Here is a 25,889-nt window from a genome sequence, read left to right as displayed (position 1 = left end):
AATAGCGTCGCAGCCAGATGTCGCTAAATCTGCGGCGTGTTCTTCGGAGAGTACTCGTGAGCAGCAAGCACCCCTCGGGCCGCCCCATCGGCAAGCGCAAGTTCGGCGTGTCGACCCATGTGCGCTGGCCGCGCGAGGGCTTCGTCAACCCGCGCATCGGCCAGACCCGCGAAATGGCCGGCGGCTTCGGCTTCCGCCTGCCGGAAGCGGCGCACGAGCACCTGCACCACGTCGCGCTGGCCAAGGCCAAGCGGCAGGCCGACAATTAACGATTTCGCCGTTTCGTTCCCGTTTGGCGGGGGCGCCGGGGCCATCAGCCCGCGTTCGGATACCGGACGCGGGCTGATGTCGTTTCCGGACCCTCAGCCGCCCACCACGCCGCGGCTGGTGACCACGACCCAGCTCTTGCCCTGCCGCTCGATCGAATCGATCCGCCCGATCCCCGGCAGCACGTCGCCGCGCGCGACTTCGTAGGTGCCGTTCGGGCCTTCGAGCAGCGCGACCCCGTTGAACACACCCCGGATGGCCCAGCCCTTGACGCCCTCTGGCCGCGCGCCGGCCTTGGCTTCAGCCGGCTGCGAGGGAGCGACCGTCGCCACGGCCGCAACCTGGCTCGGCGGGGGCGGGGGCGGGACGACCGCCGCAACGGCCGGCGTCGGCGCCGGGGCCGGAGCGGGCGTGAAGGACGCGGTGGTGACGGGGCCTGTCTGACGCTCGAGCCGGTCGAGCTTCTCCGCCATTGCGGCGATCCGCGCCGCCGGCTCCCGCTCGGCCTGCTCGAGGCGGGCGATCTGGGCGCCCAGTTGCCCCATGGCGGCGGCCGAGTCGGCCTTCGCCTTCTCGACCTGGGCGGCCGTCTCGGCGCGAGCCTTGTCGAGCGTGTCACGCAACCCGGCGACCTTCTTCTCCAAGGCGCGCACCTCGTCGCTTCCGGCCGTGCGCTCCACCGAGGCTCGGACCACGTCCACGGAAGCCCGCAGGGCGCGCAGGTCGGCGGAGAGCTTCTGCTGGTCGCGTGCCGAGGCTGCGGACGCGCCCGTTCCCTTCCACTGCATCATGGCCATGACGGAGCGGGCCTGCTCCGCCTCGCGATGCGCCGCCGCCACAGCCCGGCGCTCCAGCCTTGCGGTGACGAGCGCGCCTCCCAGGGCGCCGAGCCCGACGGCCACCAGGACGGCGGCCGCCACCGGCCAGTGGCGGCGCATGCCGCCCGGCGCGGTCACCGCCGCGGCTGTGGCCCGGGCCCGCGCCCGCATCAGCGCCGCTTGGGCGGCCAACACCGTCTGGGGCACGTCCTGGGCGGCAGGCTTTGCGTCCGACTTCGCTTCCGGGCGAACCTCCGGCGCCGCCATGCCGTCCAGCAGCGGCAAGGGCTCCGCCTTGGCCTGGACGGCGGGCGCGGATCTTGCCGCGCGGCCCCGGCCCGGAGCCTGGGCCGGCTTCTCGGAAGATGCGGCTTCGACCGCGGCGGACGTCTCGGGTGCGGTGCTCATGGCGGCGTCTCGGGATGGGACCTCCACCATTCGGTAACCACGATTCTTTACCCGTTCCTTACCAACGGGGCTGTTCGCTCCATCTCAGGTTGCAGACTCTGGGACGCCCTCCTCCGGCTCCCGCTCCACCGCGCCCCGCCGCTGGAGCATGCGGGCGACCTCCCAGCACAGCATGGCCCAGGCCGCCCCGACCGCCCATCCGGCGAGCACGTCGGTCGGCCAGTGCACGCCGAGATAAATTCGGCTGGCGCCCACCACGACGGCCAGCAGGATGCCGAGCCCCACGATGAACACCTTGATCCGCCGCTTGGCGCTCACCCGCGCCAGCAGCGCGCCGAGCGTGATGTAGGTGACGGCTGACATCATCGCGTGGCCGCTCGGGAAGCTGAGCGTGTGCACGTCCACCAGATGGGCCACGAGGTCCGGCCGCGGTCGGTCGAAGCTCATCTTCAGCAGCCCGGAGAGCAGGGTCCCGCCCCCGATGGAGGCCGCGGTGAGGGCGGCCGCGCCTCGCTTGCCGTCCAGCACCAGGTACAGGATCGCCGAGAGCGTCAGGATCGTGAGCACCGTGAAGCTGCCGAGGCTGGTGAGGTCCTTCATCACGCCTTCCAGCCAAGGCGGCCCGATCGGGTTCGCCAGGTCGCCCGGGGTGCGCAGCGCGAGCAGGATCTTCTGGTCAAAGCCGTGCGTGTCGCCTTCCACCACCTCGTCGGCGATCCGCACGAACACGAACAGGCCCGCCGCGATCACGGCGAGCGCCAGAACCGAGCCGAGCTCCAGCTTGAACCGGGAGCGGATGTCGTCGAGCATCAAGGCGTGGTCCTCCAACGCGCGCGGCGGGTCTGCGACTCTTGCTCCGGGAACCCGGGCTCAGCGCCGCGGGTTGCACCAGCCCGCACCTGGACGCCCACCATGGATTCTCAAAACCAAGACGACCCGCGCCGCTCCGCGCAGAATGACGCGGAATTGGCCCGCAACGCCAGTGAGGCCCAGCGCGAGGCGGCAGAGCAGGCCGGCCTGGTCTATGTCTCGGACGAGGAGCCCGGGATCCGGCGACGCAAGTCCGGCAAGGGGTTCAGCTATATCGCCCTGGACGGCAGGGCCGTCCGCGACCCGGCCGTGCTGGAGCGCATCCGCAAGCTCGCGGTGCCGCCCGCCTACACGGATGTGTGGATCTGCCCGGACCCGAACGGCCACATCCAGGCGACCGGCAGGGACGACAAGGGCCGCAAGCAGTACCGCTATCACCCGCGCTGGCGCGAGGTCCGCGACGGCGACAAGTTCGAGCACATGCTCGAGTTCGCCAAAGGCCTGCCGGCCCTGCGCGAGCGCATCCAGGCCGACATGGGCAAGCGCGGCCTGCCGCGCGAGAAGGTGCTCGCCACTGTGGTGCACCTGTTGGAGAGCACGCTCATCCGGGTCGGCAACGCCGACTACGTGAAGCAGAACAAGAGCTACGGCCTCACCACCCTGCAGGACCGCCACGTAAAGATCGACGGCGGCGAGCTGCGCTTCGCCTTCAAGGGCAAGAGCGGCAAGACCTGGAAGCTCAAGGTGAAGGACCGCCGTATCGCCAAGCTGGTCAAGGCTTGCCAGGATATCCCCGGCCAGCACCTATTCCAGTACTACGACGAGGACGGTGAGCGGCAGCCGGTCACTTCCGCCGACGTGAACGCCTATCTCAAGGAGGCGACCGGCCGCGACATCACCGCCAAGGACTTCCGCACCTGGGCCGGCACCGTGCTGGCCGCCATGACGTTGCGCGAGTTCGAGCTGGTGGACAACCAGGCCCGCACCAAGAAGACCATCAAGGCGGCTATCGACCGCGTTGCGACCCGGCTCGGCAACACCCCCACCATCTGCCGCAAATGCTACGTCCACCCAGAGGTATTCAACGCCTACCTGGATGGCGGCCTCGTCGAAAGCATCGAGGAGGAGGTCGACGCCGAACTGAGCGAGAATCTGGAGAAAATGAAGCCGGAAGAGGCCGCCCTGCTGGTCCTCCTCCAGCGGCGCCTCAAGCAGGACCTGCGCTCCCGGTTGGAGAAGTCCGTCGAGGCGGTCGAGAAGGCCGGGAAAGGACATTCCGAGGCAAAGTCCAGGGGCCGCAAGCCTGTTCGCAAGCGCGTCGCCCGCGGCGACAAGGACCACGGCGCCGCAGCGGCCTGAACGAACCCAAAGGCGGACGGCCGTTCTCCGATTGCCCGCCGCCCGGCGCTCCGGTATCGAAGCGCCATGAAATTTCTCGATCAGGCCAAGGTCTATATTCGCTCCGGCAATGGAGGCGCGGGCTGCGTCTCCTTCCGGCGCGAGAAGTTCATTGAGTTCGGCGGGCCGGACGGCGGCGACGGCGGCAAGGGCGGAGACGTCTGGGCCGAGTGCGTCGAGGGCTTGAACACGCTCATCGACTACCGCTACCAGCAACATTTCAAGGCCAAGTCCGGCATGCACGGCATGGGCAAGAACCGCGCCGGCGGCAAGGGATCAGACGCCATCCTGAAGGTGCCGGTCGGGACGCAGATCCTCGAGGAGGACGGCGAGACCCTGATCGCCGACCTGACCGAGGTGGGCCAGCGGGTGCTGCTGGCGAAAGGCGGCAACGGCGGCTTCGGCAACGCCTATTTCACGACCTCCACCAACCGCGCGCCGCGCCGGGCCAACCCGGGCCAGGAGGGCGAGGAGCGCACGGTCTGGCTGCGCCTGAAGCTGATCGCGGACGCCGGGCTCGTGGGCCTGCCCAACGCCGGCAAGTCGACCTTCCTGGCCACGGTGACTTCGGCCAAGCCCAAGATCGCCGACTACCCCTTCACCACGCTCCACCCCGACCTCGGCGTTGTGGGCGTCCACGGCCGTGAATTCGTGCTGGCCGACATCCCCGGCCTGATCGAGGGCGCCCACGAGGGATTGGGGCTCGGCGACCGCTTCCTCGGCCACGTCGAGCGCTGCCGGGTGCTGCTGCATCTCGTCGATGGCACGTCCGAGCACGCCGGCCAGACCTACAAGGTGATACGGGGCGAGCTCGCCGCCTATGGCGGCGGCCTGGACGAGAAGCCTGAGATCGTGGCGCTGACCAAGGTGGACGCGCTCACGCCCGAGCAACTCAAGGAGCAGAAAGCCCGCCTGAAGCGGGCCGCCAAGCGCGAGCCCATGCTGCTGTCCTCCGCCACCCGACAGGGCGTGCAGGAGGTCCTGGATGCCCTCTTGAAGGTGATCGACAGCGCCAAGGCCGACGAGGTCGAACGCGAAAAGCCCGTCGCCGGCCCGACGGAGTGGCGTCCATGAGCGAGGCCCTGGCCCAGGCCGCCGCGCTGCCCCGGCTGGACCAGTTCCGCCGCGTGGTCGTGAAGGTGGGCTCTTCCCTGCTGGTGGACCAGGAGCGCGGCCGGTTGCGACACGCCTGGCTGGCAGCGCTGGCGGAGGACATCGGCCATCTGCACGCCAAGGGCACGGACGTGATCGTGGTGTCCTCCGGCGCCATCGCGCTCGGCCGCGGGGTGCTGAAGTTGGCGCGCGGGCCGCTGAAGCTGGAGGAGAGCCAGGCGGCCGCAGCCGTCGGCCAGATCGCGCTGGCGCGCAGCTGGGCCGAGGCGCTCGGCCACCAGGGCATCACCACCGCCCAGATCCTGGTGACCCTGGGCGATACGGAGGAGCGGCGCCGCTACCTGAACGCCCGCGCCACCCTGGGCCGGTTGATGGAGCTGCGCGCCGTTCCCGTGGTGAACGAGAACGACACCGTCGCCACCTCAGAGATCCGCTACGGCGACAACGACCGGCTCGCCGCGCGCGTCGCCACCATGGCGGGCGCGGATCTTCTCGTGCTGCTGTCCGACATCGACGGGCTCTACACGGCCCCGCCGCAGCACGACCCCGCCGCCGAGCTCATCCCCGTGGTGCCGCGCATCACGGCCGAGATCGAGGGGATGGCCGGTGGCGCGGCCTCGGAGTTCTCCCGCGGCGGCATGCGAACCAAGGTGGAGGCAGCCAAGATCGCCACCGCCGGGGGCGCCGCCATGGTGATCGCCAACGGCAAGGTGAAGAACCCGCTGGGCGTGGTCGCGTCCGGGGGCCGTTGCACGTGGTTCCTCACCGCGTCGAATCCGGTTGCGGCCCGCAAGAAGTGGATCGCCGGATCGCTGGAGCCGCGCGGCGTGCTGCATCTGGACGAGGGCGCAGCCCGGGCCATCCGCCAGGGCAGGAGCCTGCTGCCCGCCGGCGTGACCCGCGTCGAGGGTGAATTTTCCCGGGGCGACGCCGTGGTGATGCGCGGCCCCGACGGCGGCGAGATCGGCCGCGGCCTGGCCGCCTACGATTCCAATCACGCCGGCTCCATCGCGGGCCGGTCCTCGCGCGACATTGAGGCCATCCTGGGCTATGCCGGCCGCGCCGAGATGGTGCACCGGGACGACATGGCGCTGGCGGTCGAGTAGAGCCGCACGCTTCGGAGAAGGACCCATGCTGCAGGGCGTTCGCAAGGCCGAGGGCGAGGATGTCGCCCACACGATGGCGGATCTGGGCCGGCGCGCCCGCGCCGCCGCGCGCCGGCTTGCGACCTGCCCGCCGGATGCGAAGAACAAGGCCCTGCTCGCCGGCGCCGCGGCCCTGCGGGCGGATGCTGGAACCATTTTGGCCGCCAATCGCGAGGACGTGGCCGAAGCGGAGGCGCGCGGCACGAAGGGCGCCTTCATCGACCGGCTGGTGCTCAACCCCGAGCGCCTGGAGGGAATCGCCAAGGCCGTCGAGGACATCGCCGCCCTGCCGGACCCGGTTGGCCGTGTGCTGGCCGCCTGGGAGCGCCCGAACGGCCTGAAGTTCGAGCGGGTCGCGACGCCCCTCGGCGTTATCGGAGTGATCTTCGAGAGCCGCCCTAACGTGACGGCCGACGCCGGCGCGCTGTGCCTGAAGGCCGGCAACGCGGCCATCCTGCGCTGCGGCTCCGAAAGCCTGCGCACGTCCGGCGCCATCGCGGCGGCGCTAAGGCAGGGACTCGCTGAGGCCGGCCTTCCGCAAGACGCGATCCAGCTCGTCCCGACGGCCGACCGTGCGGCTGTTGGCTTGATGCTGGCGGGCCTGGACGGCAACGTGGACGTGATCGTGCCGCGCGGCGGCAAGAGCCTGGTGGCCCGCGTCCAGAACGAAGCCCGCGTGCCGGTTTTCGCCCACCTGGAGGGCATCTGCCACGTCTACGTCCACGCGGCGGCGGACCTGCAGATGGCGAAGGCCATCGTGAAGAACGCGAAGCTGCGCCGCACCGGCGTCTGCGGCTCGGCCGAGACCCTGCTCGTAGATCGCGCCTGCGCGGCGACCCACCTCGCCCCGCTCGTCGCCATGCTGCTCGACGCCGGCTGCGCCGTCCGCGGCGACGCGACGACCCAAGCCGTCGATGGCCGCGTGACCGCCGCGACCGAGGAGGATTGGCGGACCGAGTACCTCGACGCGATCATCGCCGTTCGTGTCGTTGATGGCCTGGACGAGGCCGTGGCCCACATCGAGACCTACGGCTCGCACCACACGGATTCGATCGTGACGGCGGACGAGGCCGCCGCGGCGCGCTTCCTCGCCGAGGTGGACTCGGCCATCGTGCTGCACAACGCCTCCACCCAGTTCGCCGACGGCGGCGAGTTCGGCTTCGGCGCGGAGATCGGCATCGCCACGGGCCGCATGCATGCCCGCGGACCGGTCGGGGTCGAGCAGCTGACGAGCTTCAAGTACCGCGTCCACGGGACGGGCCAGACCCGCCCCTGATGGCGGCCGGGCTGGGATCAGCCCGGCTCGCCAGCCCCAAGGGCCGCCTGTGCGGGAGCCCCGCCCAAAGCGGGCCCGCTCTCGTCCTTCAGCTCCACGCCGGTCAGGCCGCGCCGCAGCGCCTCGCGGATCAGCCAGGCCGCCTTGTGCGCCGCCGCCCGGTAGGGCAACCCCTCGGTCCGGATGTTGGAGATGCAGTTGCGCTCGGCGTCGGTGCGTCCCGGCCGCGGATCGAAGGTGAGGTAGAGCCCCAGGCTGTCCGGCGACGACAGGCCGGGCCGCTCTCCAATCAGAACGGCCACGGACCGCGCCTTGAGCAGCGCGCCGACCTCGTCGCCCAGCGCGACCCGCGCTTCCCGGGCTACGACGGCCCGGCCAAGCGCGACGCCGGCCTCGGCCAGCTTGGACAGCAGCGCCTCAGCGAACGGAAGTGCGTGGTCGTGCACGGCCCTGGCCGATAGGCCGTCGGCCAAGACGAGCACGAGATCCGAGGCGGGCGCCGCCAGCCGGGACAGCGCCTCCCGCGACTCCGCCGCCAGCCGCCGGCCGAGGTCCGGCCGGCGCAGGTAAACGTCCCGGCTCGGCGCAGCGCTGTCCGCGATCAAGGGGTCAAGCCCCAGCTCCCGAAGCCCTCGGGCGATCGCCTCCGCGTCGAAACACGCGTGGACGGCGTCCCTCGCCTGGGCGTGCGCCAGCGAGAACCGCAGCACCTCTGCGGTCGCAAGCCCAGCCCCGCTTCGACCGAGGCCGATGCGCGCCGGCGTCAGCCGCCGCAGCGCCGCCACGAGGTCGCCCGGCTGGATGTCGGAGGGCTCGCTCATGCGGCGAGCTCGCGCGCGCCCGCGAGCAGCGGCGTAGCCGAGCCCTCCAGGATCCGCCCGTCCTCCCCGGCGATGCCCATCCGCCGCAGCCAGGCCTCGAACTCCGGCGCCCGCTTCAGCCCGAACACCTCGCGCACGTAGAGCGCGTCATGGAAAGACGTGGACTGGTAGTTCAGCATCACGTCGTCCCCGCCCGGGACGCCCATCACATAGGTCACTCCCGCCGCCGCGAGCAGCGTGAGCAGCGTGTCCATGTCGTCCTGGTCCGCCTCGGCGTGGTTCGTGTAGCAGACGTCCACCCCGAGCGGCAGGCCCATGAGCTTGCCGCAGAAATGGTCCTCGAGTCCGGCCCGGATGATCTCCTTGCCGTCGTAGAGGTACTCCGGCCCGATGAAGCCGACGACCGTGTTCACCAGCAGCGGATCGAAGGCGCGCGCCACCGCATAGGCCCTCGCCTCGCAGGTCTGCTGGTCAACGCCGTGGTGCGCGTCCGCCGACAGGGCCGATCCCTGCCCGGTCTCGAAATACATCACGTTCCGCCCGACCGTGCCGCGGTTCAGCGACAGCGCCGCCTCCCTGGCCTCGGCCAGCATCGCGAGGTTCACCCCGAAGGACGCGTTCGCCGCTTCCGTGCCCGCGACCGACTGGAAGACGAGGTCCACCGGCGCGCCCCGGCGGATCAACTCGGTCGTGGTGGTCACATGGGTGAGCACGCAGGACTGGGTGGGGATCCCGAAGCGGCCGATCAGCTCGTCGAGCAGCTTGAGCAGGTCCCCGATCACCGCCACGTTGTCGCTCGCGGGATTGATCCCGATGCAGGCGTCCCCCGCGCCGAGCAGGAGTCCGTCCAGCACGGAGGCCGCGACTCCCTTGGGATCGTCCGTGGGGTGGTTCGGCTGCAGCCGCACCGCCATCGTCCCGGGCAGGCCGATCGTGTTGCGCAGGGCCGTGACCACGCGACATTTCTTGGCGACCAAGATGAGGTCCTGGTTCCGCATCAGCTTGCTGACGGCGGCGGCGATCTCCGGCGTGATGCCCTTGGCCAGTCGAGCCAGCGCCTCGGGGGTTGCCTCGTCCGACAGGAGCCAGTCGCGGAAGCCGCCTACGGTCAGCGACGACACCGGCGCGAAGGCGGCGTCGTCATGGGTGTCCAGGATGAGCCGGGTGACCTCGTCCTCCTCGTAGGGAATGAGCGGCTCGGCCAGGATCTGCTTCAGGGGAGTGTCCGCCAGCGCCATCCGGGCTGCGACGCTCTCTTCCGCCGACTCGGCAGCAATGCCCGCGAGGCGGTCGCCCGAGCGAGGCGGCGTGGCCTTGGCGAGGAGTTCCTTTAGGTCCCGGAACGCCCAGGTCCGGGCGCCGGTCATGATGCGGGTGGGCATGGGCCTGTCTCGCGTTTCAAAGACTATGGCGGGCGGTTCGCCACGCGACAAGCAGGGTCCATGCCGCTCCGGAGCGCGGAAGCCTTGCCTGTTGGGGGCGCGGACGCCATGGTCGGCCGGCATGCCCGCCGCCAAGCTTCTGCCCGCCTCCCGCCCCCTTCCGCTGCTCCCGCTGCACGCGCCGGGCATGCGCATCGGCCTGCTCGGCGGGACCTTCAACCCGCCCCACGCGGGGCACCTGCTGCTGACGCTGACGGCCCTGCGCCGCCTCGGGCTGGACCGCGTGTGGTGGCTGGTGACCCCCGGCAATCCCCTCAAGAACAACGCCGGGCTGCCGTCCCTACCCGACCGGCTCGCCCTGGCCCGCAGCCTCGCGCGCCATCCCCGCATCGACGTGACCGGGGTCGAGGCCGCCATCGGCAAGCGCTACACGGTCGACACGCTCGCCTACCTGCGCGCCCGCTGCCCGGGGGTGCGCTTCGTCTGGCTGATGGGCGCCGACAACCTCGCTGGGTTCCACCACTGGCGCCACTGGCGCCGCATCGCGGAACTGATGCCGCTCGCCGTGATCGACCGCCCGGGCGCGACCCTCAGGGCCACACGCTCGGTCGCCGCCACGGCGCTCGGGCGACGCCGCCTCCGGGAGGTGGAGGCCCCACATCTGGCGGATGCCCTTCCGCCAGCCTGGGCCTTCATTCACGGTCCAAGATCGTCGTTGTCCTCCACGGCCCTGCGCGCGGCGGCCGCCGCCAGACGCGGGCAGGAGGCCTGAGCGACTCTTTTTGGGGCCCACATTGGAACTTCGGCCGGCCTCGACTATATTCTTGTGGTGCGCCGGCGTGGCGCACGATCGACGAAAGGGTCGAACGCTGACAATGACAGCCCCCCGCGAAGTCCTCTCGACTTCGCACCTCGCCGCGACCGGCTCGGTCGAGCCGCAAGATGGCGCGACGCTCCCGCTGGTCCTCGGGCTCCTGGACGACGCCAAAGCCGAGGACACGGTCTCCATCGACCTGACGGGAAAAACCTCACTCGCCGACTCCATGATCGTGACTTCGGGCCGCTCCAACAGGCATGTTGGCGCGATCGCCGATCGCGTCATCGAGGGCCTGAAGGAGCGCGGCCGCAAGGATGTGCGGGTCGAAGGCCTGCCCCATTGCGACTGGGTGCTCATCGACGCCGGCGACGTGATCGTCCACGTCTTCCGGCCCGAGGTGCGCCACTTCTACAATCTCGAGAAGATGTGGGGCGGCGACCGTCCCGCGGAACGCGCGGTCTCCTGATCGCGCACTTCGGTTGAACGGTGCGCATCGTCGTCATTGCGGTCGGCCGCCTGAAGGACGGGCCGGAACGGGACCTCGTCGCGCGCTATGAGGATCGCGCCCGGGCGGCCGGGCGCAGCCTGGGATTCTCCGGGTTCGAGGCGATCGAGCTCGCGGAAAGCCGCGCCGCGCGGCCTGCGGACCGCAAGGCCGAGGAGGCCTCGGCCATCCGGGCGAAACTCGCCGGCCTGCCCGATCCTGTTCTGATCGCCCTCGACGAGCGCGGGGCTTCGCCGACCAGCGAAAGCTTCGCCCAGGCGCTCGCCTCCCGCCGGGATGGCGGCCGCCGCGCCCTGGCCCTCCTCATCGGCGGGGCGGACGGGCTCGACCCGGCTCTGGCCGGCCAGGCCGAGGAGCGGATCGCCTTCGGCCGCATGACCCTGCCGCACCAGTTGGTGCGTGTGCTCGCCGCCGAGCAACTATACCGGGCGATGACCATCCTCTCGGGTCACCCTTACCACCGCGCCTAGGAAGGATACGGCCCCAGCGCCGGAATTCCGCTTCCGGCCGAGATCCTGCCCCATTGCGGGCGCGAACATGCGATATTCGGCCCGCGAATCGAGATCGGGGCGCCCAGGGGCCGAATGCGCCTGACCACCTTCCGCCAAGTCATGATCGCCGGAGCCGCCTTGCTGGCGGCCGTCGGCGCGCGCCCGGCGCTGGCCCTTGACCCGGCCGCGTCGACCCAGGCCGCCCCGGCTGCTTCGCCCCAGTCTCAACCTCAGGCGCCAGATCCCCGCGCAGCCGAAAAGGCCACGCGGCAGCTGGAGCTCGAGGCGACCCAGCGCTTCCTTGACTCGGCCAGCGAAGACCGCAAGCGCCTGGAGGGCGAGGCCGCGGCCCTGCGGTCGGACCGCGCGCGGTTGAACGCTGCGCTGATCGACACCACGAACCGGCTGCGCGCGACGGAAAACAACGTCGGCGCCAGCGAGGAGCGCCTGAATACCCTGATCCAGACAGAGGACGCGATCCGCCGATCCCTGGACGGCCGCAAGGGCGTGATCGTGGAAGTGCTGGCCGCGCTCCAGCGCCTGGGCCGCAGCCCCCCGCCGGCCGTCCTGGTGCGCCCGGAGGACATGCTCCAGGCGGTCCGCACCTCCATGCTGCTCGGCGCCGTGCTGCCGGAGCTGCGGCAGGAAACGGAGGCGCTCGCCTCCGATCTGGCCGAAATGGTGCGGTTGCGCACCGCCACGGCCGCCGAGCGCGAGAGCCTGGCCAAGGAGGTCGGGAGCCTCGTGGAAGACCGCCAGCGGTTGGCGGCCCTGGTGGACGCCCGCCAGCGTGAGATCGCCGGCGCGGAACGCAACCTCGCGCAGGAATCCGAGAAGGCGGCCGGACTGGCCGCCAAGGCGCAGTCTCTCAAGGATTTGATCGGCAAGCTCGAGACAGAGATCAACGCCTCCGCCCGCGCCGCCGAGGAGGCCCGTAAGGCGGCCGAAGCCGCGGCAGAGCAGGCCCGCCTGCGGCAGGAGACCGAAGCGAAGGAGACCCGCGACAAAATCGCCGCCCTCGCCTTCAAGGATCCGGCCCGGCTCGCGCCGAAGCTCGCGTTCGCGGACGCCAAGGGTCTGCTGCCGCTTCCTGTGAGCGGCAGTTTGCTCAAGAAATTCAACGCGCCTGACGCGGTCGGCGGCTCGCTCAAGGGAATGGCTTACGCCACCCGGGCCGGCGCCGTGGTGTCGGCCCCCTGCGACGGCTGGATCGCCTACGCGGGACCCTTTCGCACCTACGGGCAACTCTTGATCATCAACGCCGGGGGCGGGTACTATCTGCTTCTGGCTGGCATGGATCGGATCAATGTCAGCCTGGGCCAATTCGTCCTGGCGGGGGAACCTGTCGCCGCCATGGGCGAAGGATCTCAGGCGACGGCGGCATCGGTGGGTGGCGAAACATCGCAGCCGGTGCTCTATGTTGAGTTCCGGAAAGACGGAGTGTCGATCGATCCCTCGCCTTGGTGGGCGGCGTCGACGAATGAGAAAGTTCGCGGATAATGCGCAAATTCCCCATGCTCATGCTTGGTGTGGTTCTCGGAGCCGGCGCGGCGACGCTGGCGACGAACACCCGCCTGCTGTCGACGACCAGCGCGAACGCCGCGGCGTCCGACACCTACCGCCAGCTCAACCTGTTCGGCGACGTCTTCGAAAAGATCCGATCCGACTACGTCGAGAAGCCGGATGAGTCGAAGCTGATCGAGAGCGCCATCAACGGCATGCTCTCCGGCCTCGACCCGCACTCCAGCTACCTGGACGCCAAGAGCTTCCGGGACATGCAGGTGCAGACCCGCGGCGAGTTTGGCGGCCTCGGCATCGAGGTCACCATGGAGGACGGGCTGATCAAGGTCGTGTCCCCCATCGACGACACGCCGGCCTCCCGCGCCGGCGTCCAGGCCGGCGACGTGATCACGGCCATCGACGACGACCCAGTGCAGGGCCTCAGCCTCAACCAGGCCGTCGACAAGATGCGCGGCGCCGTGAACTCGCAGGTGCGCCTGAAGATCACCCGGAAGGGCTCTTCCGACCCGCTCGAGCTCAAGCTCACCCGCGACGTCATCCGCATCAAGTCGGTGCGCTCGCGCAGCGAGACGGACCTCGGCTACATCCGCATCACCCAGTTCAACGAGCAGACCTTCGACGGCCTGAAGAACTCGATCGAGCAGATCAACAAGGACCTCGGCGCCGACAAGGTGAAGGGCTATGTGATCGACCTGCGCAACAACCCCGGCGGGTTGCTGGACCAGGCCATCGCGGTGTCCGACGCGTTCCTGGAGCGGGGTGAGATCGTCTCCACCCGCGGCCGCAACGCCGACGAGACACAGCGCTACAACGCCCGGCCGGGCGACCTGACCAAGGGCAAGCCCGTGATCGTGCTGATCAACGGCGGCTCGGCCTCGGCTTCGGAAATCGTCGCCGGCGCCCTGCAGGACCACAAGCGCGCCACCATTATCGGCACGCGCTCGTTCGGCAAGGGCTCGGTCCAGACCATCATCCCGCTGGGCTCGAACGGTGCGATCCGCCTGACCACCGCCCGCTACTACACCCCCTCCGGCCGCTCCATCCAGGCCAAGGGAATCGATCCTGACGTCCAGGTCATGAACGAGGTCCCGGCCGAGCTGAAGGGCAAGGACGAGACCAAGGGCGAGGCGAGCCTCAAGGGCCACCTGAAGAACGGCGACGACGAGCAGGGCGGCAGCTCGGCTTACGTCCCGCCGGATCCCAAGAACGACAAGCAGCTGAACTACGCCTTCGACCTGCTGCGCGGCGTGAAGGTCAACGACGCAGGCAACAAGGCCAAGGAGCCCGGCGCCGGCGACGCGGCCCAGAAGGCCCCGAACTGACGGCCATACCCCTTCGGGATGGAGAAAAAAGAGGCGGCGATGCCACACGGGCTCGCCGCCTTTCTTCTTTCGTGAGGAAGCGGACGACGCTCGCGCCAAGTTGCGCTATGATTCGTCTGGTGTTCCGGTGCGTTCGGCCCAGCCGTTTCCGGACGAGTTTCCCGCGAATTCCTGAGATCCCGCGTGACATTGGGCCACGACGAACTGACTCGACCCTTGGGCCTCGAGACCGCCCAACGGCCGCAGCGCCGCATGGCCGCCGTCTGGGGGCACCTGTTCGTCGCGACCGTGGCGACGCTCTTCCTGTTGCTCGCCGGATACCTCGTGATCGTGAAGGATCCCTATGGCGGCGAGCCTTACGCCATCGCCACGGTCACGCGCAGCCCGGTCGAGCCTGCGGCGCCGTCCGGCGGCAGTCAGATTAAGGATGTCGAACCGCGCGTCGTGGAAGGCGCGCCTCCGGAACTCCCGCCCAACGCACAGTCCGTCGCCGACATCGAGAAAGCCACGGGCGTGCGGGTGGTGCGCGGCACGGGCGAAAAGGCCGGCGGCGTGGTGATCCAGGTTCCGCAGGCGCCTGTGCGCCTGGCGGTCGCCCCGGACAAGCGACTGGTGGAGCGGTCCCGCCACGGCGTCCTGCCCAAGGTCGGCGCCGACGGCTCCCGCCCCGCGGACGTCTACGCCCGGCCCGCGCCCGTCCTGCCGCCGAAGACGCTGGGACGCGTGGCGATCGTGATCTCGGGCATGGGTCTCAGCCAGGCTTCCACCTCCGATTCGATCGTCCGCCTTCCGCCGGACGTGACCCTCGCCTTTGCTCCCTATGGGGCCGAACTGGAGCGTCAGGTGGCGCGCGCCCGCGAGGACGGGCACGAGGTGCTGCTTCAGGCGCCCATGGAGCCCTTCGATTACCCGGACAACGACCCCGGGCCGCACACGCTGACCTCCGGGGCGCAGGCATCCGAAAACCTGGACAAGCTGTTCTGGGTCATGAGCCGCTTCAGCGGCTATGTCGGCGTCATGAACCACATGGGCGCCAAGTTCACCTCCAGCGAGCAGGCGCTCACGCCGGTCCTGAAGGAACTCGCGGCCCGCGGCTTGATCGTACTCGACGACGGGTCATCCGCCCGGTCGCTTGTGCCGGCCGTGGCGGGAAGCCTGAAGCTTCCGGCCGCGCGCGCAGACGCCGTGGTGGATGCGTCTCCCAAGGCCTCTTCCATAGACGACCAATTGGCCCGCCTCGAATCGATCGCGCGTGAACGTGGCGTGGCGATCGGCGTGGCCAGCGCGTTGCCCGTCAGCATCGAGCGCATCGCCCAATGGGCGAAGACCCTGGAGGCCAGAGGCCTGGTCCTGGCGCCCCTCAGCGCCGTGGTCGCCAAACCCGGCCGGGTCTGACAAGCTCGGATGCCAACAAAGCCAGAGCGCCGCGACATGAACCTTGCCAAGTTGCCCTACCGCCCCTGCGTCGGCGTCATGTTGCTGAACCGGGAAGGGCTGGTCTTCATCGGCCGCCGCAAGAAGGACGCCGGCCCGGAGCACGTCGAGGGGGTCTACGCGTGGCAGATGCCTCAGGGCGGCATCGACAAGGGCGAGGATCCCTACCGGGCTGCCCTTCGGGAGCTGCAGGAAGAGACCAACGTCACCTCCGTGTCGCTCCTGGCCGAGGCGCCGGACTGGTTCTCCTACGACCTGCCGAACGCCGTGGTGGGCCAGGCCTGGAAAGGGAAATACCGCGGCCAGACGCAGCGCTGGTTCGCGTTGCGCTTCGAGGGCGACGAGTCGGAGATCGACATCCACGCGCCCGCCGGGGGCCACAAGGCGGAGTTCGACGCGTGGCGCTGGGAGCGCATGGAGCGCCTGCCGGAGCTGATCATTCCCTTCAAGCGCCCGGTCTACGAGCGCGTGGTGGACGCGTTCCGGCCCTACGGCGCCTGAAAGCTGGCGGCCGAAACAGCCCGTTCGCGTCAGCGGGTCCGCGGGCGGAGGTTCAGCACGGGCAGCGGCGCCGTGGGGACCAGAAGCCCGCCCCCGCCTCCGCCCTGCGCGTTCGAGGACGTCCCGGCATTCTGGCCGGAGCCGATCCCGACCATGACGTCGACGTTCACGGAGGCCGCGGGCCGTTGCCCCGGCAGGTCCGGGCATCCCGGCAGCGATTCGGCGGTGATCCGACCGCGTCCGCCCCCGGGCGGGTCCACCACCGCGAAGGAGCCGTAGTCGGGACAGGCCGGCGTGGCTGGCGCGCGCGGCGCCATGCCGTCGGCCCAAGCGGGCGAGGCGGCGAGCAGAGGCAGACAGGCCAGAACGGGCGCCAGGCGAGGAAAATGCATTCCCCAGCATCGCCCTTAAGTGCTTAACGCATGAACAACGGCGACGCCAAAAAAGGAGCCCGTCCCGGCGACGCCGGGCGGGCTCCAGAACCCACTTGGGCGCGGGCCGTCAGTCGCAGGACTGCTTCGTGGTGGTCTTCGTGTCGCCGAACTCGTTTTGCTTCTGCACCGTCTTGGTGGAGCAATTCGAGATCGTGCCGGTCTCGACGCCACGCTGCTCGACGATGACCTTGTCGCGGTTCGGCCCGGTCGCCGCGCCGCCGACAACGGCTCCGGCGCCCGCGCCGACCGCTGCGCCGACGGGGCCGCCGACCACGCCGCCGGCGATCGCACCCGTGGTGGCGCCGGCCGCCGCGCCGCTGTCGTCGGCGAAGGCGGGCTGGGCCAGGAAGGCCGCGGCCAGGGCGGCTGCTCCAAGAACAAGTTTCTGCATGGGTTGTCCTCCTTTGATGAGGCGTCAACGCGGCCCCGCCCGCGCTTGTTCCTGAACTCCGGTTCGAACGATCCCAGGGGCGGCGCGTTGCCGGGTGCGAAAGGCTCAGCATGGCGTCCTCGCTTCAAGGCACCGACCCCTCCCTCCCCCGCATGGACGAGGCCGGCTTCGCGCGCCGCGTGACCATTGCGGCCCTCATTGTCGCGGCCATCGCGGTGCTGCTCGCCGTGCTGTACGCCCTGCTGGACGTGCTCCTGCTTGGTTTCGCCGCCGCGCTCATCGCCGTGATTCTGCGCGCCATCGCCGACCCGCTGAACCGTCACACCCCGCTCACACCTGGCCTGGCCCTGCTCGCCGCCGGCCTGCTGGTGTTCGGCGCCGCAGTCGGCGCCCTCTGGCTGTTTCAGTCCCAGGTGGCGGGGCAATTGTCGACCACCGGAAAGGCCGTGACCGAAGCCCTGAACGCCTTGAGCCAGCGCCTGGGCGCGCCCGGCCTGGGCATCGACGTCGACCAGATGGCGAAGGACGTGCTGTCCGGGCAGGCCATGCTGGGCAAGGTCACCACCTACGGGGTGACCGCCCTCGGGGCCATCACCAATCTGGTCCTGGTGATCTTCGGGGGCGTGTATTTCGCCCTGGATCCCGCCGTGTATCGCCGCGGCGTGGTGATGCTGTTCCCGGCTCAGGCGCGGCCCCACGTGGAGGACACGCTGGGTGTCGCCGGCCGGGCGCTCCGGCTCTGGCTCCTCGGCCAGCTCCTGGCCATGGTGGTGACCGGGACGCTCACCTGGCTCGCCCTGATGCTGATTGGGCTGCCGAGCGCCGCGGCGTTGGGCCTGATCGCCGGCCTGCTCGAGTTCATCCCCCTCGTCGGCCCCTTCGCGGGCGCCGCGCCGGCGCTCCTCGTCGCTTCGTCGCTGGGGTGGACCACCGTGGTCTGGACCGCCGTCGCCTTCCTGGCGATCCAGCAGGTCGAATCGAACATGATTCAGCCGCTGGTCACCCGGCGCTCCGTCGCCATCCCGCCGGCGCTGCTGCTGTTCGCCGTGATCGCCTTCGGCGCCCTGTTCGGCGTGCTCGGCGTTCTACTGGCGGCCCCGCTGGCGGTGGTCGCCTTCGTGGCGATCAAGAAGCTCTATGTCCGCGAAACGCTTGGGGAATCCACGCCCGTGCCGGGCGAGAAAGGCGCCCGGACGTCCGGCGCCGCGCCGGGCGACATCGGCCAGCCCGTTGCAGGCGATTGACCTTCGACGCCCGCTCGCTATAGTCCGCGCCGCCTCCCGCGAGGGTGGGCCCCTGTGGCGGAACTGGTAGACGCGACCGACTCAAAATCGGTTTCCGCAAGGAGTGCTGGTTCGATTCCGGCCAGGGGCACCAACTTCCGCCAGCCGGGTTCGGCCTAACCTTCAGCCTTCGAAAGCTTCGCCCGTACGCGCTCGCGATGCGCCGTATAGAGGCCGCTCGCCGCGATGATGAGGCCCCCCAACACCGTCGCGGCGCCCGGAACGGAGCCGAACACCAGGAAGCCGAATGCGCTCGCGAACACGAGCTGCGTGTAGCTGAAAGGCGCGAGCACGGAAGCGGCGGCCTTACGGTAGCCCAGCACCAGCATGGAATGGCCGATGGTCGAGCCGACGCCCATCAGCAGTCCCCACAGCATCTCGGTCCCCGTGGGCGTCACCCAGCCATAGGGCACGGCCACCGTCAGGACCGCGAGTCCGACGACGCCCGACCACCCAAGGGTCACCTCGGGCTTCTCGCTGCTCATCATGCGGGTCAGGATGGCCGTCACCGCCCAGATCGCCGCCGAGGCGGCCGGCAGGAGCGCCGCGATCTGGAAGGAAGAACCGCCCGGCTGGACCACGATCACCACGCCCGCGAGTCCGACCGCGGCGGCGATCCAGCGGCGCATACCCACCTTCTCGCCCAGCATCGGGATGGACAGGGCCGTGATGAAGATCGGCGAAACGAAGTTGATGGCGGTCGCCTCGGCCGCCGGCATATGCGCCAGCGCCACGATGAACACCACGGACGAGCTCACCATGCCGAGCCCGCGCAGCGCCTGCTGGGGCAGCCTGCGAGTCGCCAGGCCCCTGGCGCCGCCCAGCCAGAACAGGGGCGGCAGCACCATGGCGCAGAACACCACGTAGCGCATCCAGGCGATCTCGACCGCCGGGATCGTCGAGGTCAGCATCTTGGCCGCGACGTCGCCCGTGGCGAAGAACAGGGTCGACCCCACGATATAGGCGATCCCGATCGCGGGATTGTCTTTCGCCGCAGCCGTCGCCTGGGAGGCGCGCGCGAGGGCGCGCGGCGCGATCGTCAGGGTGCGGGGCTCGACGGCGTCAGCGATGACGGGCGGGGGGCTCACGGCGGGCTCGTAGGTTCGAGGAGACGCTGTTCCTTTGCGCCCATCTGCAGAAGATCAGAAGCGCGATGTTGGAAGTATAGGCATGCAATGTTGCAGGACCGTTTCCAACGGCGCGCCAATTTCTCGTCCAAATGCGGCATTCCGGGCAGAATCGGCCCTAATCCCGACGCACCTGTTGCCGAAAGGTAAAGATCTGGGCCGTTTCAGGCCCCGGCGGGCAGGCCGAACGCTTCAGCCAGCAACCTGAACGAGTGCTTGCGCGCCTGATGGTCATGCACCGCCGCGGTGAGCATGATCTCGTCGGCCTGCACGCTGCCAGCCAGTTCGAGCAGCTGGTCGCGCACCGAATCGGGCGTGCCCACGAACAGCCGCGCCCGGTTGCGCCGAATAAAGGCGAGGTCCTGCGGGCCATACTCCTGCGCGGCCGCTTCCTCGGGGCTCGGCAGCGGGCCGTACACGCCCCGGCTTCGGCGCAGGGCGCTCAGGTCCGCGCTGGAGGCCAGCCGCTGCGCTTCCTCGTCCGTCTCGGCGCAGATGGCGGCCGTGGCCAGGATCGCGTGCGGCTTGGCCAGAGCGCCGGGCGCGAATCGGTTGCGGTAAGTGAGCAGCGCGTCCGCTGCGTCATGACTGGCGAAATGGTGCGCGAACGCGAAGCCGACGCCGATCTGCGCGGCCAGTTTGCCGCCATAGTCGCTGGACCCCAGCATCCAGAGCGGCGGCAGCGGGACATCCGAAGGCATCACGGTGATGCGGCTGAACGGGTGGTTCGGAGGAAACGCCCCTGCCCCGAACGCCATCAGCTCTTCCAGTCGCTGGGGAAAATCGTCCGCCTGCACGTCGCCCTGGAGCCGCCGGAGCGCATACGACGCGACCGGATCGGTGCCGGGCGCCCGGCCGATGCCCAGGTCCACCCGGCCGGGAAACAGCGCCTCCAGCATCTTGAACCGCTCGGCTACCATGAGGGGCGCGTGGTTGGGGAGCATCACCCCGCCGGACCCGACCCGGATGCGCCCGGTGACGCTTCCGATCTGGCTGATCATGATCTCGGGGGCCGGGCTCGCCACGGAGGGCAGGTTGTGGTGCTCGGCGACCCAAAAACGTGTGAACCCGATGGCGTCAGCCATGACCGCGAGGTCGATGGTGTTGCGCAACGACTGCGCGCAGGACGCTCCGGTGGTGGCGAACGAGAGATCGAGAATGGACAGGGGAAGCATGGCGGGCGCTCCAGGGCGATCAGGGTAATCTGCAGCCCGGGCGCCCGCGTTCAACCCCGGGGGCCGCAGGGCAGGCCCACGCACAAAAAAGCCCCGGACGAAGCGTCCGGGGCTTTTCGCCGAAATGAACTCAGGCGGCTTTCTTGTTCACCTGCTGCTCGGCGATCTTGGTGAGCAGGTCATCGGTCTTCTTCTCTTCCTGCAGGGTCTGCTCCAGGAGCTTGACCGCGTCCTGCATGCCGAGCTGCTGGGCCCAGGTGCGCAGGGTGCCGTAGCGGGAGATCTCGTAGTGCTCCACGGCCTGCGCGGCCGCCAGCAGCCCGGCGTCCAGGGCGTCGGACTCCTTGAAGTCCTCGATCACTTCCTGGCTCTCCTCGACGATGCCCACGATGGCTTGGCAGGTCTTGCCGCGAGCCGGCTTGCCGAGCTGCTCGAAGATCTGCTCGAGGCGTTCCACCTGGCCCTCGGTCTCTTCGCGGTGCTGCTCGAAGGCCTGCTTCAGCTCGTTAGTCTTCGCAGCCTTGGCCATCTTGGGCAGGTTCCGGAGAATCTGCTTCTCGGCGTAGTAGATGTCCTTCAGGGTCTCGAGAAAAAGGTCGTCCAAGGTCTTCTGTTTCGCGGCCATCGGCGCCTCCAAGAATTCGAACTCCGGTGGCGTCACAACCCAAGCCAGGGCCGAGAGTTCCCGAGCCTTTCAGGCTCGCGGGCCACGTCCCCGCCAGCTCTCGCTGCGCCGCTCGGCTTCTCCCAATTGCCGCAGCAGATGCTCCCAGCCTGGCGGCAGAGGCTCCAGGAGAGTGCGCCCCAGTTCGCCGCGCAAACCGCGGGCAACCCGCTCCATGGGCGAGTCTCCGCGCGCCGGCACAACTTGATGGAGGCCGCGCCGGGGTGGCCCGGCCCAGCCGTCGTCGTCCTTGAAATCCATGTCAGATGGCACCTCGCTTGGGAGTTTAATTCACGAGCGTGCTCAATGTTCTTGCTCTGGCCTCAAAAAAAGCGCGATCGGTGAGGAAGACATCCAGCCGGAACTTCGCGCAAAACGTGTATTGACCACCGGCTCGGGCAGGTCTGAGCTGACATGTCCTCCCGGGACGGGTCAGCATTGCATCAGGCGCAAAACTCGGAAGCTTTCAGGCCCCGGCCTTTTCCCATCGCGGCTGCGGCGGCGGCGCTGGGGGCCTGCGTTGTGCTTGCCCCGCCTAGCGCGACGGCTCAGCCCGCCGAATGCCGGCCGGGCGCCGGGGAACCCGTGGCGGAACTCGCCGTGACAGCGGAGGGCGACCTGGCCGCGCCAGACGGCCGGATCTGGACGCCCGCCGGAATCGCCTGGAGCGCGGCGGCTTCGGAGCCGAGCCGCCGGGCGCGGCTGTCGGACTTCAGCCGGCGGGGCCCCTTTCGGGCTGCTCCCCTGGCTGGCCGCCCGGACCGCTGGGGTCGCATGCCGGCCTGGATCACGGGCGCCGACGGAGAACTCTCGGCCATGCTCGTCGGCGAGGGACTCGCCGCCGCGCGTCCCGGGGAGGTGCCCGCCGGATGCGTCCGCAGGCTGCTCGCCCTGGAGGAGGAAGCGAGGCGCGCCGGTCGCGGCGCCTGGTCGGATCCTGGCGCGAAGCTTGACGCCGCCGAGCCCCAGGCCATCCTCGCGCAGGCTGGCCGCTACGCCCTCGTCGAGGGCCTGGTGCTCGGGACGTCCGAGCGCAAAACGCGCGCCTATCTGAATTTCGGGCCTGTGTGGAGCGAGGACTTCACCGTCACTGTTTCGAAACGAACCTTGAACAGGATCGAAGCTTCGGGCATGAGGTGGTCATCCCTGCGGGGGCGGCGCATCAGGGTCCGCGGCGTGGTCGCCGAAAGCGGCGGGCCATTGATCGAACTGAACGCCCCCGAGGACATCGAGCGGATCGACTGATGGAAGGGTCGATCCGGAATTTCGGGAGCGGCGGCTCGAAAGGGCGATTGCGGCGCCGAATGCGCCGGGGTTGCGGCCAATCGCGGGTATGTCGGCTGTGGAAGCAAGTCAGGGCGCGCAGGCCCACCGTCTAGGCCCGCTTCGGCGTTTGGCCGCGTTCGCCTGCGCCCTCGCGCTGGGCGCGGTTGTCGCGGGCTGCGCCTCCGACCGCATCGGCTTCGGGGCTGGCACGTCCCCGACCCTGCCGGCGTCGGCCCCGAAGGTCACCGGCGTCGAGCCGCTCAGCGCCCGCGAACACAAGAAACTGGTGAGCAACTTCGGCGGCGAGTATCGCTCGCCGGTGGCGGAGCGCCTCCTCAACGACGTGATGAAGCGCGTGGCGGGGGCGACCGACAGGCCCGACCAGCAGTACCAGGTCACCATCCTGAACTCGCCCGTGGTCAACGCCTTCGCGCTGCCGAGCGGCAACCTCTACGTGACCCGCGGCCTGCTCGCCCTCGCCAACGACACCTCCGAGGTGGCGGCCGTCATGGCGCACGAGGTGGCCCACGTCACCCTCAACCACGCCATGCAGCGGGCCGAGCTGGAGCGGCGCTCCGAAATCGTCAGCCGCGTGGTGGCCGAAGTCCTGAACGACTCCGACGCCCAGCAGGTGGTGCAGGCCCGCGGCAAGCTCACCCTGGCGAGCTTCTCCCGCGCCCAGGAGCTGGAGGCCGACCAGATCGGGGTGCGCACCATCGCCAAGGCCGGCTTTGACCCGTTCGGCGCCGCGCGTTTCCTGGCCTCCCTGGGCCGGCAGTCGTCGATGCGCGCCACAATGCTCGGCGAGAAGCCCAACCAAGGCCCCAACTTCCTGTCCACGCACCCGTCCACCCCCGAACGCGTCGCCCAGGCTCTGGCGGCGGCGCGCCAGATCCGGGCGCCGGGAATCGGCGAGACGGACCGCGACCACTATCTGCAGGCGATCGCCGGGATGACCTTCGGCGACGACCCGTCCGAAGGCGTCGTGCGCGGCAACCGCTTCCTCCATCCGCAGCTCGGATTCGCCTTCAGCGCGCCGGCAAGCTTCGTGCTCGAGAATTCCTCCTCCGCGGTCCTGGGCCTGGCGCCCGGAGGGGCCCAGGCCTTGCGCTTCGACAGCGTGAAGATGCCGGACGGCATGACGCTGCAGTCCTACATCGTGTCGGGCTGGATCGAGGGCGTCGAGGTCGGCCCAGTGGAGAGCATCACCGTCAACGGCCTGCCGGCCGTGACGGCCGTCGCCAAGGGCGATGAATGGACCTTCCGCCTCGCCGCCGTGCAGTCGGGCCAATCCACCTATCGCTTCATTCTGGCGGCCAAGAACTACACGCCGGATATGGACCGGCAGTTCCGGGACGCTGTCGAGAGCTTCCACCTGATGAGCTCTGGGGAGTCCGCGGCCGTGAAGCCGCTCAGGATCGGGCTCGTGACGGCCCAGGCGGGAGACACCGTCGAGACCCTGGCGGAGCGCATGGCGACGGATCGCCCGGTCGAGCGTTTCCAGCTGCTCAATGGAATCGAACGCAACGGGCCCGTGCGGCCGGGCTCGACGTACAAGGTGATCGTGGAGTAGGCCTCCGCGCCGCCGCCCGGCTCAGATCAAAACCGTGTTCGGCTCCGGGTGGCGCTCCAGGAGCGCCCGCCGAAGTTTCTCCATGGCCCGACTCTCGATCTGGCGGACGCGCTCCTTCGAGATTCCCAGGCGGTCGCCGAGGGATTCCAGCGTGGCCGATTCCTCCGACAGCCGGCGCTCCCGCAGGATGTTGAGCTCACGCTCGGACAGCACGGTCAGGGCCGAACGCAGCCACTTCACCCGCCTTTCGGAGTCGATCGCCTCGCCCACCGCCTCGTCGGGCAATGGGGCGTCGTCGACCAGGAAGTCGACCCGCTCGGCGGCGCCCGACTCGCTTTCGGTCAGGGGAGCGTTGAGCGACATGTCGGACCCGGACAGCCGCGCCTCCATCAGGGCGACGTCGCTGCGCGACACCCCCACGGCCGTCGCGATCTCCTGGTGCACGTCGATCGTCTGGTCCGCGGCGGCGCTCTGCGACAACTTCGCCCGCAGCCGGCGCAGGTTGAAGAACAGGGCCTTCTGGGCCGAGCTCGTGCCGCCGCGAACGATGGACCAGTTGCGCAGGATGTAATCCTGGATGGAGGCCCGGATCCACCACGTCGCGTAGGTGGAGAACCGCACTTCCCGTTCGGGCTCGAAGCGCGCGCCCGCCTCGAGCAGGCCCACGTGCCCTTCCTGGATCAGGTCCGCCATGGGCAGCCCATAGTGCCGGAAGCGGGCCGCGATGGCTATCACCAGGCGCATGTGCGCGGCCGCCAGCTTGTGAAGGGCGACCTGGTCCTTCTCGTCTTTCCAGCGCAGGGCGAGACCGTGCTCCTCCTCCCTCGAAAGGAAGGGAGCGTCCATGGCCGCCCTCACAAAGGTGCGTCGCACACCTGAGATCTCACCCATGCCGGCCTCCGTGTCGGAATCCTGAAACGAATACGCAGTCGTGATCGGGCCGGATCACCCGCCGCTCGCCACCCCACTTGAGATCCGATGGCCGCGTCATCACGATGACGCGCGGTTTCGCTGGGGTCCAAGGGGTCCAAGTCAACCGGAGGTCGCCGATGGCGCTCGATCAACGGATTATCGATCTCTACGACGAGTACACCCACAAGCCCCTCGCTCGCAGAACGTTCCTGGAGCGCCTGTCGGTTCTCGCTGGCTCACCGGTCGCAGTGGCCGCCGCCCTCGCCGCGTTGGAGCCGAACTACGCCCGGGCGGCTCTGGTTCCCGAGAACGACCCGAGGATCGTGACCGAACGGGTCCAAAAGGCCGTCGACAGCGTCGAAATCGCCGGATACCTGGCCTATCCGAAGGATGGCGGCCGGTGGCCGGCCGTGATCGTATTTCACGAGAACCGTGGCCTGAACCCGCACATCGAGGATGTCGCGCGGCGGCTGGCCGCATCCGGCTTTCTTGCCTTGGCCGGAGACTTTCTGCTGCCGCTCGGGGGAACGCCCCGCGACAGCGACGCGGCGCGCGAACTCGTCGCCAAGCTGCCTGGTGAGACCGTCGTCCGCCAGGCCTCCGCCATGCTCACCTTCCTGCAGGGGAACGAACACAGTAACGGCAAGGTGGGCGCGGTGGGCTTCTGTTGGGGCGGAGGGATGGTCAACATCTTCGCCGTGAGGGAGCCCCGCCTGGGGACGGGCGTCGCATTCTACGGCGTGGCGCCGCCAGTGGACGCCGTCCCCCGCATCAAGGCCCCCATGCTGCTCCACTACGCCGGCCTGGACACGCGCGTGAACGCCGGCATTTCGGCCTACGATGCGGCCTTGAGGGCAGCCGGGACGCCTCACGAGATCTACGTGTACGAAGGCGTGAACCACGCCTTCCACAACGACACCAGCGCCGAGCGCTACGACAAGGCCGCCGCCGCGCTCGCCTATGACCGGACCGTCGCCTTCCTGAACAGATACCTGGGCGGTTGAGCCCGCATCTCCGTGCGGTTGAACGAGAAAG

The 25,889-nt window shown here is 69.6% G+C and carries 26 protein-coding genes and 1 tRNA gene; 17 read left to right on the top strand and 10 right to left on the bottom strand.

Annotation, left to right across the window (positions count from 1 at the left end):
* Nucleotides 1–56: 56 nt before the first annotated feature.
* Nucleotides 57–269 carry a hypothetical protein gene (locus tag SLNSH_RS05845; RefSeq protein ID WP_106335741.1) on the top strand — a complete coding sequence of 71 codons (213 nt, stop codon included), beginning with the start codon at nt 57–59 and terminating at the stop codon, nt 267–269.
* A 93-nt stretch (nt 270–362) separates the two neighbouring features.
* Here SLNSH_RS05845 and SLNSH_RS05840 read toward each other — a convergent pair whose 3' ends face one another.
* On the bottom strand, nt 363–1,493 hold the full coding sequence (locus tag SLNSH_RS05840) for a hypothetical protein (protein WP_106335740.1): 1,131 nt from the start codon (nt 1,491–1,493) through the stop codon (nt 363–365).
* A gap of 84 nt (nt 1,494–1,577) precedes the next feature.
* Nucleotides 1,578–2,303, bottom strand: coding sequence for a phosphatase PAP2 family protein (locus tag SLNSH_RS05835; RefSeq protein WP_106335874.1), 726 nt, complete (start codon nt 2,301–2,303; stop codon nt 1,578–1,580).
* Nucleotides 2,304–2,405: 102 nt separating this feature from the next.
* Here SLNSH_RS05835 and SLNSH_RS05830 point away from each other — a divergent pair, with 102 nt between their 5' ends.
* The 4 genes from SLNSH_RS05830 to SLNSH_RS05815 all read left to right on the top strand — a co-directional run bounded on the left by SLNSH_RS05830 (nt 2,406) and on the right by SLNSH_RS05815 (nt 7,235).
* Complete coding sequence (locus SLNSH_RS05830) at nt 2,406–3,662, top strand: DNA topoisomerase IB (protein WP_106335739.1); 1,257 nt, start codon at nt 2,406–2,408, stop codon at nt 3,660–3,662.
* A gap of 66 nt (nt 3,663–3,728) precedes the next feature.
* The gene (gene obgE, locus SLNSH_RS05825; protein ID WP_106335738.1) at nt 3,729–4,775 is read left to right on the top strand and encodes a GTPase ObgE; all 1,047 of its coding nucleotides are present in this window, start codon (nt 3,729–3,731) and stop codon (nt 4,773–4,775) included.
* On the top strand, nt 4,772–5,920 hold the full coding sequence (gene proB / locus SLNSH_RS05820) for a glutamate 5-kinase (protein WP_106335737.1): 1,149 nt from the start codon (nt 4,772–4,774) through the stop codon (nt 5,918–5,920). Before obgE ends, proB begins: the two co-directional genes overlap by 4 nt.
* A 25-nt stretch (nt 5,921–5,945) precedes the next feature.
* Nucleotides 5,946–7,235: a glutamate-5-semialdehyde dehydrogenase gene (locus SLNSH_RS05815; protein WP_106335736.1), complete on the top strand. Its 1,290-nt coding sequence runs from the start codon at nt 5,946–5,948 to the stop codon at nt 7,233–7,235.
* 17 nt (nt 7,236–7,252) lie between these two features.
* On the opposite strand, the gene eutC is transcribed toward SLNSH_RS05815, so the two are convergent.
* Nucleotides 7,253–8,056 (bottom strand): ethanolamine ammonia-lyase subunit EutC, encoded by an 804-nt coding sequence (gene eutC / locus SLNSH_RS05810; protein WP_106335735.1) that lies wholly within the window; start codon nt 8,054–8,056, stop codon nt 7,253–7,255.
* A complete protein-coding gene (locus SLNSH_RS05805) occupies nt 8,053–9,438 on the bottom strand; it encodes an ethanolamine ammonia-lyase subunit EutB (protein WP_106335734.1) in 1,386 nt (461 codons plus the stop codon). The genes eutC and SLNSH_RS05805 overlap by 4 nt, the downstream gene beginning before the upstream one ends.
* A gap of 121 nt (nt 9,439–9,559) precedes the next feature.
* On the opposite strand from SLNSH_RS05805, the gene SLNSH_RS05800 reads away from it, so the two are divergent.
* From SLNSH_RS05800 to SLNSH_RS05770, 7 genes are all read left to right on the top strand, one after another.
* Nucleotides 9,560–10,210, top strand: a complete 651-nt coding sequence (locus tag SLNSH_RS05800; RefSeq protein ID WP_245422083.1) for a nicotinate-nucleotide adenylyltransferase — start codon at nt 9,560–9,562, stop codon at nt 10,208–10,210.
* A 103-nt stretch (nt 10,211–10,313) separates the two neighbouring features.
* The gene (gene rsfS, locus SLNSH_RS05795) at nt 10,314–10,721 is read left to right on the top strand and encodes a ribosome silencing factor (RefSeq protein WP_106335733.1); all 408 of its coding nucleotides are present in this window, start codon (nt 10,314–10,316) and stop codon (nt 10,719–10,721) included.
* Nucleotides 10,722–10,741: 20 nt separating this feature from the next.
* Complete coding sequence (rlmH, locus tag SLNSH_RS05790; RefSeq protein ID WP_106335732.1) at nt 10,742–11,230, top strand: 23S rRNA (pseudouridine(1915)-N(3))-methyltransferase RlmH; 489 nt, start codon at nt 10,742–10,744, stop codon at nt 11,228–11,230.
* A gap of 114 nt (nt 11,231–11,344) precedes the next feature.
* A complete protein-coding gene (locus tag SLNSH_RS05785) occupies nt 11,345–12,751 on the top strand; it encodes a murein hydrolase activator EnvC family protein (protein ID WP_196240215.1) in 1,407 nt (468 codons plus the stop codon).
* Complete coding sequence (locus SLNSH_RS05780; RefSeq protein ID WP_106335731.1) at nt 12,751–14,094, top strand: S41 family peptidase; 1,344 nt, start codon at nt 12,751–12,753, stop codon at nt 14,092–14,094. The genes SLNSH_RS05785 and SLNSH_RS05780 overlap by 1 nt, the downstream gene beginning before the upstream one ends.
* Before the next feature lie 252 nt (nt 14,095–14,346).
* The gene (locus tag SLNSH_RS05775) at nt 14,347–15,489 is read left to right on the top strand and encodes a divergent polysaccharide deacetylase family protein (RefSeq protein WP_245422081.1); all 1,143 of its coding nucleotides are present in this window, start codon (nt 14,347–14,349) and stop codon (nt 15,487–15,489) included.
* Between the two features lie 36 nt (nt 15,490–15,525).
* Nucleotides 15,526–16,029: an RNA pyrophosphohydrolase gene (locus SLNSH_RS05770; protein WP_245422079.1), complete on the top strand. Its 504-nt coding sequence runs from the start codon at nt 15,526–15,528 to the stop codon at nt 16,027–16,029.
* 29 nt (nt 16,030–16,058) lie between these two features.
* Here the strand turns inward: SLNSH_RS05770 and SLNSH_RS05765 are convergent, their stop codons facing one another.
* Together SLNSH_RS05765 and SLNSH_RS05760 are read right to left on the bottom strand one after the other, a co-directional pair.
* Entirely contained in the window at nt 16,059–16,421 is a 363-nt protein-coding gene (locus SLNSH_RS05765; RefSeq protein WP_106335728.1) for a hypothetical protein, read from the bottom strand.
* Between the two features lie 109 nt (nt 16,422–16,530).
* Nucleotides 16,531–16,854 (bottom strand): hypothetical protein, encoded by a 324-nt coding sequence (locus SLNSH_RS05760; RefSeq protein WP_106335727.1) that lies wholly within the window; start codon nt 16,852–16,854, stop codon nt 16,531–16,533.
* 110 nt (nt 16,855–16,964) lie between these two features.
* On the opposite strand from SLNSH_RS05760, the gene SLNSH_RS05755 reads away from it, so the two are divergent.
* Nucleotides 16,965–18,098: an AI-2E family transporter gene (locus tag SLNSH_RS05755; RefSeq protein WP_106335726.1), complete on the top strand. Its 1,134-nt coding sequence runs from the start codon at nt 16,965–16,967 to the stop codon at nt 18,096–18,098.
* Nucleotides 18,099–18,146: 48 nt separating this feature from the next.
* Nucleotides 18,147–18,231: transfer RNA gene (locus tag SLNSH_RS05750), tRNA-Leu, on the top strand.
* Nucleotides 18,232–18,253: 22 nt separating this feature from the next.
* On the opposite strand, the gene SLNSH_RS05745 is transcribed toward SLNSH_RS05750, so the two are convergent.
* The 3 genes from SLNSH_RS05745 to SLNSH_RS05735 form a co-directional block, all read right to left on the bottom strand.
* Nucleotides 18,254–19,225 carry a DMT family transporter gene (locus tag SLNSH_RS05745; protein ID WP_245422077.1) on the bottom strand — a complete coding sequence of 324 codons (972 nt, stop codon included), beginning with the start codon at nt 19,223–19,225 and terminating at the stop codon, nt 18,254–18,256.
* Nucleotides 19,226–19,428: 203 nt separating this feature from the next.
* Entirely contained in the window at nt 19,429–20,439 is a 1,011-nt protein-coding gene (locus SLNSH_RS05740; protein WP_106335725.1) for an LLM class flavin-dependent oxidoreductase, read from the bottom strand.
* 130 nt (nt 20,440–20,569) lie between these two features.
* Entirely contained in the window at nt 20,570–21,064 is a 495-nt protein-coding gene (locus tag SLNSH_RS05735) for a YciE/YciF ferroxidase family protein (RefSeq protein ID WP_106335724.1), read from the bottom strand.
* 624 nt (nt 21,065–21,688) lie between these two features.
* Here SLNSH_RS05735 and SLNSH_RS05730 point away from each other — a divergent pair.
* Complete coding sequence (locus tag SLNSH_RS05730; RefSeq protein ID WP_106335723.1) at nt 21,689–22,348, top strand: thermonuclease family protein; 660 nt, start codon at nt 21,689–21,691, stop codon at nt 22,346–22,348.
* 148 nt (nt 22,349–22,496) lie between these two features.
* The gene (locus SLNSH_RS05725) at nt 22,497–23,942 is read left to right on the top strand and encodes a M48 family metalloprotease (RefSeq protein WP_245422075.1); all 1,446 of its coding nucleotides are present in this window, start codon (nt 22,497–22,499) and stop codon (nt 23,940–23,942) included.
* A gap of 21 nt (nt 23,943–23,963) precedes the next feature.
* Here the strand turns inward: SLNSH_RS05725 and SLNSH_RS05720 are convergent, their stop codons facing one another.
* A complete protein-coding gene (locus tag SLNSH_RS05720; protein ID WP_106335721.1) occupies nt 23,964–24,833 on the bottom strand; it encodes an RNA polymerase factor sigma-32 in 870 nt (289 codons plus the stop codon).
* A 158-nt stretch (nt 24,834–24,991) separates the two neighbouring features.
* On the opposite strand from SLNSH_RS05720, the gene SLNSH_RS05715 reads away from it, so the two are divergent.
* Nucleotides 24,992–25,858 (top strand): dienelactone hydrolase family protein, encoded by an 867-nt coding sequence (locus SLNSH_RS05715; RefSeq protein ID WP_106335720.1) that lies wholly within the window; start codon nt 24,992–24,994, stop codon nt 25,856–25,858.
* Nucleotides 25,859–25,889: the final 31 nt, after the last annotated feature.

Source organism: Alsobacter soli (assembly GCF_003004785.1).
In the GTDB taxonomy this organism is placed as follows: domain Bacteria; phylum Pseudomonadota; class Alphaproteobacteria; order Rhizobiales; family Beijerinckiaceae; genus Alsobacter; species Alsobacter soli.
The sequence above is the reverse complement of the archived record's forward strand: the minus strand, read 5'-3'. Positions and strand labels throughout refer to the sequence as shown.

Coding starts and splice junctions, on each gene's coding strand:
- SLNSH_RS05835 (WP_106335874.1), bottom strand. CDS start 2,303: ATGCTCGACGACATCCGCTCCCGGTTCAAGCTGGAGCTCGGCTCGGTT.
- SLNSH_RS05770 (WP_245422079.1), top strand. CDS start 15,526: ATGAACCTTGCCAAGTTGCCCTACCGCCCCTGCGTCGGCGTCATGTTG.
- SLNSH_RS05785 (WP_196240215.1), top strand. CDS start 11,345: ATGCGCCTGACCACCTTCCGCCAAGTCATGATCGCCGGAGCCGCCTTG.
- SLNSH_RS05755 (WP_106335726.1), top strand. CDS start 16,965: ATGGCGTCCTCGCTTCAAGGCACCGACCCCTCCCTCCCCCGCATGGAC.
- SLNSH_RS05800 (WP_245422083.1), top strand. CDS start 9,560: ATGCCCGCCGCCAAGCTTCTGCCCGCCTCCCGCCCCCTTCCGCTGCTC.
- SLNSH_RS05780 (WP_106335731.1), top strand. CDS start 12,751: ATGCGCAAATTCCCCATGCTCATGCTTGGTGTGGTTCTCGGAGCCGGC.
- SLNSH_RS05840 (WP_106335740.1), bottom strand. CDS start 1,493: ATGAGCACCGCACCCGAGACGTCCGCCGCGGTCGAAGCCGCATCTTCC.
- SLNSH_RS05815 (WP_106335736.1), top strand. CDS start 5,946: ATGCTGCAGGGCGTTCGCAAGGCCGAGGGCGAGGATGTCGCCCACACG.
- eutC (WP_106335735.1), bottom strand. CDS start 8,056: ATGAGCGAGCCCTCCGACATCCAGCCGGGCGACCTCGTGGCGGCGCTG.
- rsfS (WP_106335733.1), top strand. CDS start 10,314: ATGACAGCCCCCCGCGAAGTCCTCTCGACTTCGCACCTCGCCGCGACC.
- SLNSH_RS05740 (WP_106335725.1), bottom strand. CDS start 20,439: ATGCTTCCCCTGTCCATTCTCGATCTCTCGTTCGCCACCACCGGAGCG.
- proB (WP_106335737.1), top strand. CDS start 4,772: ATGAGCGAGGCCCTGGCCCAGGCCGCCGCGCTGCCCCGGCTGGACCAG.
- SLNSH_RS05760 (WP_106335727.1), bottom strand. CDS start 16,854: ATGCAGAAACTTGTTCTTGGAGCAGCCGCCCTGGCCGCGGCCTTCCTG.
- SLNSH_RS05775 (WP_245422081.1), top strand. CDS start 14,347: ATGGCCGCCGTCTGGGGGCACCTGTTCGTCGCGACCGTGGCGACGCTC.
- SLNSH_RS05715 (WP_106335720.1), top strand. CDS start 24,992: ATGGCGCTCGATCAACGGATTATCGATCTCTACGACGAGTACACCCAC.
- SLNSH_RS05735 (WP_106335724.1), bottom strand. CDS start 21,064: ATGGCCGCGAAACAGAAGACCTTGGACGACCTTTTTCTCGAGACCCTG.
- SLNSH_RS05830 (WP_106335739.1), top strand. CDS start 2,406: ATGGATTCTCAAAACCAAGACGACCCGCGCCGCTCCGCGCAGAATGAC.
- obgE (WP_106335738.1), top strand. CDS start 3,729: ATGAAATTTCTCGATCAGGCCAAGGTCTATATTCGCTCCGGCAATGGA.
- SLNSH_RS05765 (WP_106335728.1), bottom strand. CDS start 16,421: ATGCATTTTCCTCGCCTGGCGCCCGTTCTGGCCTGTCTGCCTCTGCTC.
- SLNSH_RS05805 (WP_106335734.1), bottom strand. CDS start 9,438: ATGCCCACCCGCATCATGACCGGCGCCCGGACCTGGGCGTTCCGGGAC.
- SLNSH_RS05720 (WP_106335721.1), bottom strand. CDS start 24,833: ATGGGTGAGATCTCAGGTGTGCGACGCACCTTTGTGAGGGCGGCCATG.